Raw genomic sequence first — 3,025 nt, forward strand, 5'->3', positions numbered from 1 at the left:
GATTCCCCCATCCCGTCGCGTCCTCGGACGCGGCTCCGCCACGCAAGGAAACCCACGAGCACTATGAGAACTGCGGAGATCGCGCAGCGCTACCTCGACTACTTCGAGAAGAACGACCACCTCATCGTCCCCTCGGCGTCCCTGGTCAGCGACGACCCGTCGTTGCTGTTCACGGTCGCCGGCATGGTCCCGATGATCCCGTATCTCACGGGCGTCGTCCCCGCGCCGCATCCTCGCATCGCCGACCTGCAGAAGTGCATCCGCACCAACGACATCGAAGAGGTCGGCCGCACGGCCCGGCACGGCACGTTCTTCCAGATGCTCGGCAACTGGTCGTTCGGCGACTACTTCAAGGAAGGCGCGATCCGCTACGCGTGGGAGCTGCTGACCTCCTCCGAGGCGGACGGCGGCCTCGGCTTCGACGAGAAGGACCTCTGGGTCACGGTCTACGAGACCGACGATGAGGCCGAGGCGATCTGGCGCGACGAGATCGGCCTGAAGCCCGAGCGCATCCAGCGCCTGGGACGGGCCGACAACTACTGGAACACCGGACAGCCCGGCCCCGGCGGCCCGGACTCGGAGATCTTCTTCGACCGCGGCCCGTCGTACGGTAAGGACGGCGGACCCGCAGCCGATGACACGCGGTTCCTGGAGATCTGGAACCTCGTGTTCATGCAGGACTTCATCGAGAACATCCGCGGCAAGACGGAGTTCGACATCGTGGGCGAGCTCCCGATGAAGAACATCGACACCGGCATGGGCCTCGAGCGCGTCGCCTTCCTCAAGCAGGGCGTCGAGAACATGTACGAGACCGACCAGGTGCGCCCGGTGCTCGACCGCGCCGTGGAGCTCTCCGGAAAGAAGTACGGCAGCGTCCACGAGGACGACGCGCGCTTCCGCGTCATCGCCGACCACGTGCGCTCCTCGCTGATGCTGCTCTCCGACGGCGTGCGCCCGTCCAACGAGGGACGCGGCTACATCCTGCGCCGCCTGATGCGCCGCACGGTGCGCGCCATGCGCCTGCTGGGCGTGGACGAGCCGGTCTTCCCCGAGCTCTTCGCCACGTCGCGGGATGCCATGAAGTCGGCTTACCCGGTGCTGGAGACCGAGTGGGCGACGCTGTCCTCGGCGGCCTTCGCCGAAGAGGACACGTTCCGCCGCACGCTGGCGCAGGGATCGACCATCCTGGATCTCGCCCTGGAGGACACGAAGAAGTCCGGCGGCTCGACGCTCAGCGGGTCCGAGGCGTTCCTGCTGCACGACACCTACGGCTTCCCGATCGACCTCACGCTGGAGGTCGCGGAGGAGGCAGGGCTCGACGTCGACCGCTCCGCATTCGACTCGCTCATGAAGGAGCAGCGCGAGCGCGCCAAGGCGGATGCCCGCAACCGCAAGCGTCAGCTGGCCGACGTCTCGGTGTACCGCGACTTCCGTGCCGCGGGCGAGACCGTGTTCGCCGGCTACACCGATCTGCAGACCGACTCGCGCATCCTCGGGATCATCCTCGACGGCGCGCCCGTGCGGGCGGCGTCCGAGGGTCAGGTCGCCGAGGTCATCCTCGCCGAGACCACCCTCTACGCCGAGTCCGGCGGTCAGGTCGCCGACAAGGGGACGATCGTCGGCACCGGCTTCGAGCTGGACGTCCTGGACGTGCAGAAGCCCGTCCCCGGTCTGATCAGTCACACCGTGCACGTCGCCTCGGGCAGTGTCGCGGTCGACGACCGGGCCACCACCCTCGTCGACGCCCCGAACCGACGCGCCGCGCGCCAGGCGCATTCGGCGACCCACCTCGTGCACGCCGCCCTGCGCGACACGCTCGGCAAGACGGCGACGCAGGCCGGCTCGCTGAACCGCGCCGGCTACATGCGCTTCGACTTCGCTTGGTCGCAGCCGCTCTCGGCCGAGACGCGCTCCGAGATCGAGGACATCACGAACCGCGCCGTCCAGGACGCGCTCGAGGTCACCACCCGCATCGTGTCGCTGGACGAGGCCAAGGAGGCCGGTGCCATGGCGCTGTTCGGAGAGAAGTACGGCGACGTCGTGCGGATGGTCGACATCGGCGGTCCGTGGTCGCGCGAGCTCTGCGCGGGCACGCACGTCTCGTCGAGCTCCGAGATCGGCCTGGTCAGCGTGGTCGGCGAGTCCTCCGTTGGTGCGTCGAACCGACGCATCGAGGCCCTGGTGGGGCAGGACGCCTTCCGGGAGCTCGCCGCGGAGCGCACCGTCGTCTCGCAGCTGTCCGCTGCGCTGAAGGCGCCCCGTGACCAGCTCTCCACCCGCATCGAGGAGCTGCAGGCGAACCTGAAGGCCGCCGAGAAGCGCATCGCGCAGTTCGAGGCCAAGGAGCGCGAGGGACGCGTTCCGGCTCTTGCCGAGGCCGCACAGCAGGTCGGTTCGTTCCGCGTCGCGTCGACCTCGCTCGGCGAGATCGGCTCGGCCGACGACGTGCGCACTCTCGCTCTGAGCGTGCGGGAGAGGCTCGGCACGGATGCCGCGGTCGTCGCCTTCGGCGGCGTCGCGAACGGTCGGCCGATCGTCGTCGTGGCCACGAACGACGCCGCGCGAGCCGCGGGTGCGAAGGCGGGTGCGCTGGTGCGCGTCGCGGCCGGCGTCCTCGGCGGCGGTGGCGGCGGGAAGGACGATGTCGCTCAGGGCGGTGGCACCGATGCATCCGCTCTGGACGCCGCGCTGGCGGCCGTCGTCGCGGAGCTCGCCGCAGCGTGAGCGGATTCCGTCGCGGTGTGCGGCTCGGGATCGACGTCGGGAAGGCCCGGGTCGGTGTGTCCCGATGCGATCCTGACGGGATGCTGGCCGTGCCGGTGGAGACCGTCCCGCGCTCGGACTCGTCGATCGAGCGCATCGCCGAGCTCGCGCGCGAGTGGGAGCCGCTGGAGTTCGTCGTCGGGCTTCCGGTGAACATGCGCGGTGAGGAGACGCCGGCCACGACGGATGCCAGGGAGTTCGCGGCCCAGCTCGGCCGGCGAAGGGGCGTGCCGGTTCGCATGGTGGACGAACGGTTGAGCAC

2 protein-coding genes are annotated in these 3,025 nt (G+C 69.7%); both read left to right on the top strand.

Annotated features, from left to right (window positions below; translation table 11 throughout):
* Nucleotides 1-63: 63 nt before the first annotated feature.
* A complete protein-coding gene (gene alaS / locus BGN97_RS14605) occupies nt 64-2,724 on the top strand; it encodes an alanine--tRNA ligase (RefSeq protein WP_292703012.1) in 2,661 nt (886 codons plus the stop codon).
* On the top strand, nt 2,721-3,025 hold a 305-nt coding region (ruvX, locus tag BGN97_RS14610; protein ID WP_292703014.1), incomplete at its 3' end, for a Holliday junction resolvase RuvX. The genes alaS and ruvX, both read left to right, overlap by 4 nt.

The sequence above is a fragment of the Microbacterium sp. 69-10 genome (assembly GCF_001897945.1).
Classification (GTDB): Bacteria; Actinomycetota; Actinomycetes; order Actinomycetales; family Microbacteriaceae; genus Microbacterium.